Origin of the sequence: Prevotella conceptionensis 9403948, from assembly GCF_000312305.1 — a bacterium.
Taxonomy (GTDB): Bacteria; Bacteroidota; Bacteroidia; order Bacteroidales; family Bacteroidaceae; genus Prevotella; species Prevotella conceptionensis.
Window position 1 is genome coordinate 11548 of sequence record NZ_HE999458.1, and the last position, 7106, is coordinate 18653.

Genomic DNA, 7106 nt, shown 5'->3' on the forward strand with positions numbered 1-7106 from the left:
TCGTTTCGATCATCGGCCCGCCGTCATGGGAGACGATGCCGTAGGCCGTGGTGGTCATAGCCCCGTCGGGCAGCGTAACCTTCGTCGTGCGGTCGTAGGCGTCGTATTCGGTGGTTGCCTGCATAATTGTTTGCTATCACTAAACTTCTTTAATCTATTGTTATTCTTATCGGAACAATCACAGCAATTGGATTCGCTGAAAACACAAGAATATCTTGCTCAACTTCCCTTAGCACTCTTAACATTTCCTTGTTAAAAGAATCTGTCAAACCACGAATAAGCCTAAGTTCTACAATGTTACATTTTGGCATAGCAAGTAAAAGCACACCCGCTGTACCTGGTGTGAATGTCTCATCATCAACGCGGAATTTACTCAAAATTTTGTCTCTTAATTTAAGTGTCGTTTGGATTTCAACGTTCCAAGTTGTACTATCAATAATTTCTCCTTTCCTTGAGAAGTAACAATATCTTACGACTTTATTATTAAATCGCCAAATTTGTTTGTACTTAAGCCCTTGAACATCATATAATACAATGCTTTCTTTATCCTTATCAGAAATAGAAATTCTATTTTGTCCACAAGAGGCATTAGAGATGAATAATAGCATATATATGCACAAGCGGATTTTATTTCTCTTTAAAATTACGAATGGATTCATGTTCTCTTTCCTTTATTTGATTTTCTAGTTCTATATTGCCATCCTGCGTTCCTGTTGAGCCACCATGACGAGGGTCTTTGCCAATTAAATACATATACAAATGGCCACCAAATTCATGACCAACGGCTTTAGCTTGTTCTTCTGGTGTTGCAAATGGGTTTATAAAAACTTTAAAGTTCTTTGAGGGAGAAATCTCCCCACCAGGAAATGCCTTTTGCTCATCTGCAGGACGCAAAGTTGCGCCTAAATTAGCAGATACCTCTATCTCATCTTTAATACCTTGCTTCAATAACGTGAGAGAATATAGCTGTCTTTGTTCCTCTGGTCCAGAATATTTACTCATAAAATCCTGATATGCATTTGAGCGATTAGGTTCTTTAAAATCTTTAGACTCAATTTTTCCTGAAGAATCCATATACATATATGTTTTCGAGGTCGCGTCAAAGTCTACAGTTCTTCTGTCTGAAAAAATTCTCTTTAAAATGTCAAGATTCTTACTCGTGGGGTATCTTCTACAAGCGTCTTCTACGGAACTTAAGTCAAGATAAAGGTTCTTATCCAACACTATTACCGAACGGGCTCCTGCGGGTAGACTAGAAAGCAGTACAGAAAACGATGCAGCGTTAGCAACATGTACTTTTGCTCCATCTGAATCCATCAACTTTACAGGGTTTCCTATACAATATACATACCCGCCAACACTCGGATACTTCTCCGCCAAAGGATAGAATATGTATATCAAATTGATCTTGAATTGGTAAAACGCCTAAAAACAAAAAAAGATAAAACTACCAAAATCTGTTCCTCCATATGGATACAGAATCTCGAGATTGTTTGAATACAGCTTAAGTTTCTCTAATGCAATTTTTGTATGTCGTATGTATCCATATCTATCATATTCTACGAATAAAGCCTTGTGCAAGGCATCTTTCAATTGTTCTTTATCAATAAATTCGGTTGAACAGACAAGCAGATTTTGCGTTTCATAGGTTTGCGAAAAAAGAAATTTAATAATACGTGTAACTTCTTTTTCCCCTTGAATCCTTAGGATACCTACAAATACGATGTAAGCGTTATCTATCGAAATGTGAGATATTGTAATATCATTTTCAAATTTGTATGAATCAAAATCAAAGCGAAAGGTCTTTCTAAGAAGAGGGGTATCTCTCATCGCTTTGGAATATGTTATTATAGCAATATCTTTTATATCCCATTTTGATAAGAAACCGTAAAACTGGTTGGCGAAAGAAATATAATTTTCTTCTTTTGCATCCCCGATATAATCATAATCAATAACTTCTATTGCTTTTGCTTGCAATGATTGTATTTGAATAGGAATACTTAAATCTTCTGGCAAAGGATATTTTTTTAGTGTATACAGCATCACTTTTCCTTGTTTGGAATGTAAGGATAATGGTTTTCTAACTGGTTATACGAGAAGAACCTTTTCTTTGATGAACATTATAAAGCGGTTCTTCGTCATAGTGATAATTGGTGCGGGATAAATGGTGTCATCTTCCGTTTCGTGGAACTTCAGTGCAAGCCGAGTGTAGAGCAAGCTCGCTTGTTTTGCAGAGGCGCAGCCCGAAGTCGGGGATAGCCAAAGGGTGATTCCCTGTAGGGCACCATTGATATATACGTCTCGCCTCTCGACACATCCTCTACTAATGTGAGGCTGTCCGCATGGTTGTTTTTCGTTTCAAGTTCCTCTCATCTTTTATTTTCAAAGACAACATCACTTTTAATGTAGGGTGTGAAAAAAGTATCTGGTCGTTCCATGATTTTTTTTTGGAATTTGAATAGTAGATGAATAGGCCATTGTGTAGGAAATTAAAAACAAGGTCGTATATAACCACCCCATCTAACACCACACTGTCAGTTGGATTTGTATTTTTCCACATAGATGCGTCATTGTCGAATTCATACAAAGAAGACAAGTTGGAGATTATGTAGAGGCGGCAATTGTTTATATCTAAATATGATGTGCTTTTTTCGGGGGGAAGCAATCTTGGATAGCCAGGACCCAAAAAATAACCTGAAGTTTTTATTCCAGACATGGTTTGTTCCATTGCCTCAGTGAGAATGAATGTATTATACTGAGGATGACTATCCATGTATGAAACCACAATGCTGTAGACTTCATCTTTTAATTGGGCATGCACACCTTCCTTTTTACTTGATTTATAACAAGAGCACAATAGGATGGATAATAACATTACAGATAATATACTTCTCATTTAATTTATTTTTTAGTAGGGGGGATATCCTCTTAACCAAGATGATAGTGTTATCTTACCAGACAGTAAATCTTTTTTCGAGTATATCCAAAGGGTGATTCCCTGCGGGGCACCATTTACATATACGCCTTCGAGGTTACCGTGGCTCTTGACGGTACGCTCGCCGGCGGCATTGTAGGTGTGTGGCTTGTTTTGCCTTTGACCGACATAGCTGCATTTGTAGGCGGGTACGAATCTACCTATTTTTAATTCTCAACTCGTTCATTTTAGAGCATACTCTCATTTGATAATGTGAAATGTCTCCCTAAGCGTGATTGGCTAATTGGCTTTCCTACAACACTGACCATATCGGCTGAGATCTCATCATTATGATATAGGTAGGAATGTGATACATTACCATTTTGTATTGGTATCATCTCTACGCTACTTTTATAGTAGTTAACGTTCCTTACGGTGTGACAGCCTGCAGAATTAAGGCAGGAAACTAAAGATTCAATATCTTTTGTCTTCAAGTTTAGAGCAGCCAATTTCTTTTGATACTTTAAGTGATTTCTTCTGACGTTTTCTAAAACATACTTTCTCTCACCTATTATATGAGGGATTAGAATAATATGAATGTCGTCTTTACAGTCGTTCAACTCTATTTGGACCTGGAATTTCTGTATAATGACAGATGGAATCTGTTCTTGATACAAAGAAACAAATTGAGTAAAACATTCTTCGTTCCGTATAAAGTTTTCTATCAAGTATTGCCTTGAACACGATGCACTTCTTTTACAGGAGTTACTAGCACTCAGTAGAAGCAACATCAACAATAATCTTATTTTCATTTCCATGACAAAAAAATAAATGACGCCTAATAAGGACGAAATCCCACAAGGCATCATCATGATGTACCTGTTTAATTATTTCCTTGTTTTATAGTAATTGAACCCTAACCTAATCCATCGGTTGTCTGTCGGATTGTCACCATATGGGAATCCTAATTCATAAACCCCAATCAGTCATTTTATGTGGATAGGAGAGTGTTTTTTTAGGAATGAAATCAAGCCACGTTGTTTCATGTTATGATATTGGAGTTCATAAGTTCGTTTATTCCAAGTCATCGTTATTTTAGATATATTGGTAGAGATGTAAGAAGTAATTCTTTTTTCATTCCTTACCGCATTTTCTATATGAAAAATCAGTGAATCCTGTAATTCTCGATTTAGAAATACACTATCCTTTTTCTCAAAGACACTATCTACCGGAGTATGCCACGTCTTTTTTAAATTGTCGAAGCTGGACAGTAAAACATGTTTATATTTAGTAGTCCTTAGATAGTCTCCATTGATTATTATTTCATAATAAACAGTACTATCACCATACACGTCATAGACACATTTAAATTTAGACAAGGGAGAGGTGCACCCCCCTGTCACAACAACAAATAGAATAGGTAGAAAAAATTTAATCATCTGAGATATGTGATAAGCGCTGTTGAAAATGATGTTCTCTACGCAACATGTTTTCTGTGTATTTATACTTATTCCTATACCGACCCAACCCTATGGTTTGCAACTCCTCTACAGACTGTTTCTTTTCTGTAACAAGATATGTTCCGTCAGTATATTTGTAATCCTCTTTTTCCGAAGTGGATATACCTTCCATATATCTGAGACTGTGGATAAGTTCATGCATCTGCGTGGGAGCGGTGGGATGGTTGCTGTCCTCGTACTTATAGGTGAAGTCGTAAGACTGCGCGGTCTTTGTGTAGTCCACCTTCTGCACCTTGGTGAGCGGTTCGCTCATCCGTCCGAAGGTCATCGCCATTTCATACTTCGCACCCTTCGCCATTCCGTTTGCCTTTATCAGACGGTTAAGGTCGTCGTAGGCATAAGTGTGGTTGAAAGCTCCGCCGAGTTTTGCTTTGTTGTTATTGCTATTGTTCTGTGTCGGGTCTACGGCATTGGCGATACCCAAGATATTGTCCACAGCATCGTATTGGTACTTGTTTTCCATCACAGCCCTACCGTCCGCCGTAAGGTTCATCGCCTGCAGACGTTCACGCTGTTTGTCGTAGGTGTAGGTTGTTTCCGTGCCGTTGCCGAGCTTGGTATAGACAGTATGGCGTACACGCCACAAGGTAGCCGTGGCTCCTGACGACACGCTCACCAGCAACATTGTAGGTTTACCAGCTTGTCTTGCCATTGTTTATTAAAGGTTTCACTACTCCTGATAATCAAAGTTTATAACTTTTGCTGAATTAAGATCAGAGAAGTCTTCTACAAAGTTAGAATAATATATTAATGTGAGTATGTTATTCTTTAATTTTAGTTCTACAGAATACATCATTGGATTATCAAAAGTGAAAATCGACTTCTTTTCTTTTGTGGAAATATTGTATGCGAACAAAGTGTCTGCACTCATGTACAAACAAAACAATCCACTATTGTCAAAACAAATAGCCTCTGAATTTTCGAGATTATTCTCTATACAATATGATAACAACTCGTCTGTATTAAAATAGCGAATTTCTCCTGTTGTCGAAAAATCATCTTCATTTTGATATTTTATAATGGGAAAAATAATCCCTGTGGTTCTCGAATTGTACAGAATATCTCCGACAGACAAAATGCTGTCTATCAAATAGACAGTCTTTTTATCTTTGTTTAATTTTAGTCGAAAGTAATTAGTTTCTCCCTTATCCGATGTCACAAGCGGCTGTAAAACACAACTTGTTCTTTTATTAATATGGATTATCTTGTATCCTTCTAAATCAACATACGAAATGCCAAAGGATTTCAGTAGGGTATCCTTTTCCATAGAGTGTAGAATCTTGACCGTGGGCTCATTGCAGAATGAGCTACAACATATGGAACACGTCATTGTGATAATAAACAACAAATATTTCTCCATTGATAAACAAACTATTATTCTTTGTTAGACTTCTTTTGTTCATGCTTTTGATGCTGTTCTACAGCAACAGCCGTTTTTGGTGTATCATTAGATGACTCAGGAGTATAAAGAGGAATATTATCCCCATGTTTATTTTTATAGGTATCATTAACGTCAATAGCTTCATCGCGGCTCTTATACCCATAATCAGTTTCGTTCCCATAGAAATGAACCAGATCTGGATTATTCTTGAAATGAGCTCCATATTCAAAACCATATTCCTTGCCAAACTCTGTGAGTTCTTTTATCAAATCTCCTTTTTGCTTATAATTTGCTTTTGTTAGTCCAATTGCTGAGATATTAAAATCTAGAGCAAATCCTCCACTGTGAGCACTTTTTTTGCAGGTCTTGCTTTTAATCCTGCACGCTGCCCCTTATCCCAATTTGCCCGCATTTGCTGCTGTTTTGTTCTTGATCTGAAAGCTGATGTAACAACGACACCATATTTCTTATTCATAGCACGAGTAAATGTATAAACTTTTGCTGCAATTTTACTGTCAACCTCTATTGTCTTAAATTTTGTCCCCTTCTTATTTGCAGGAACTGTTACTTTCTGTAAATCTAATCCTTGTATATCAATAAATTTCACAGGATTTCCTGCACAATAAACATATCCACAGATGGAGGGATATTTCTCTGTCAGAGCATCCACCCCGTACAACAAACTCGTTACTGGGTTCATATACCTCGCCCCATAATAGTACAGTCCCGTTTCTTGGTCAAACTCCTTGCCGTTGAACTTATACGGCATTTCTTCACTACTGCTGTGTTCATCCACGAGCAACTCGCCGTAGGGCAGGTAAGCATCAAACTGGGTGATGTTGGCCTTGGCATCGGTGATGTAAGAGGTGCTGCCGAGGTGGTCACTATGATAGAAGAAGATTTCCTCGGTGGTGGTGGTGTCGGCAGGGACATAGCCATAACCCGGCTGCGCATTATCGGGATCTTCGGGCTTGTTCCATTGGATGGGTGGACCGGGAACATCTCCTTTCTTGTTGAACTTCGGTCGTTGCACCCAACCTTCGGGCACAGAGTGGTCGCCCAGCTCCCCGATGATGGTGTTGTAGCCATAACCGGTGTTGTCGGGATCGGCCGTTGCACCTTTCATCGTAGGAACACCAGGAGGTGTGCCTAAGGACTTGTAATACTCCTCGCGCTGTTTCTCTATCTGCAGCATGCGGGCGGCATAGTCTTTCTGGCCTGCCGTAACGTTGTTGCTGCTGATGCCGTAGACGTTGCTGAACTTGCCTGTTCCCAGTTTGGAGGCAATTCG

General features: G+C 38.6%; 7 protein-coding genes and 1 pseudogene. All 8 read right to left on the reverse strand.

Features of this window, described 5'->3' with window-relative positions:
* Positions 1 to 149: 149 nt before the first annotated feature.
* On the reverse strand, positions 150 to 659 hold the full coding sequence (locus BN93_RS15110; RefSeq protein ID WP_044261081.1) for a hypothetical protein: 510 nt from the start codon (positions 657 to 659) through the stop codon (positions 150 to 152).
* Entirely contained in the window at positions 628 to 1074 is a 447-nt protein-coding gene (locus BN93_RS18145; protein ID WP_198007538.1) for a hypothetical protein, read from the reverse strand. The genes BN93_RS15110 and BN93_RS18145 overlap by 32 nt, the downstream gene beginning before the upstream one ends.
* A 351-nt stretch (positions 1075 to 1425) precedes the next feature.
* Positions 1426 to 2016: a hypothetical protein gene (locus BN93_RS15120; RefSeq protein ID WP_198007539.1), complete on the reverse strand. Its 591-nt coding sequence runs from the start codon at positions 2014 to 2016 to the stop codon at positions 1426 to 1428.
* Between the two features lie 307 nt (positions 2017 to 2323).
* Positions 2324 to 2896, reverse strand: coding sequence for a hypothetical protein (locus BN93_RS15125; RefSeq protein WP_232211205.1), 573 nt, complete (start codon positions 2894 to 2896; stop codon positions 2324 to 2326).
* Positions 2897 to 4573: 1677 nt separating this feature from the next.
* Positions 4574 to 4927 (reverse strand): annotated as a pseudogene (locus BN93_RS19120) (RHS repeat-associated core domain-containing protein); the annotation flags it as partial.
* A gap of 177 nt (positions 4928 to 5104) precedes the next feature.
* Positions 5105 to 5701, reverse strand: a complete 597-nt coding sequence (locus tag BN93_RS15145; protein WP_019189129.1) for a hypothetical protein — start codon at positions 5699 to 5701, stop codon at positions 5105 to 5107.
* Positions 5702 to 5808: 107 nt separating this feature from the next.
* Positions 5809 to 6192, reverse strand: coding sequence for a M15 family metallopeptidase (locus tag BN93_RS15150; protein ID WP_084768853.1), 384 nt, complete (start codon positions 6190 to 6192; stop codon positions 5809 to 5811).
* Positions 6141 to 7106: RHS repeat domain-containing protein (locus BN93_RS18795; RefSeq protein ID WP_019189131.1), on the reverse strand; the 966-nt coding region annotated here is incomplete at its 5' end. The genes BN93_RS15150 and BN93_RS18795, both read right to left, overlap by 52 nt.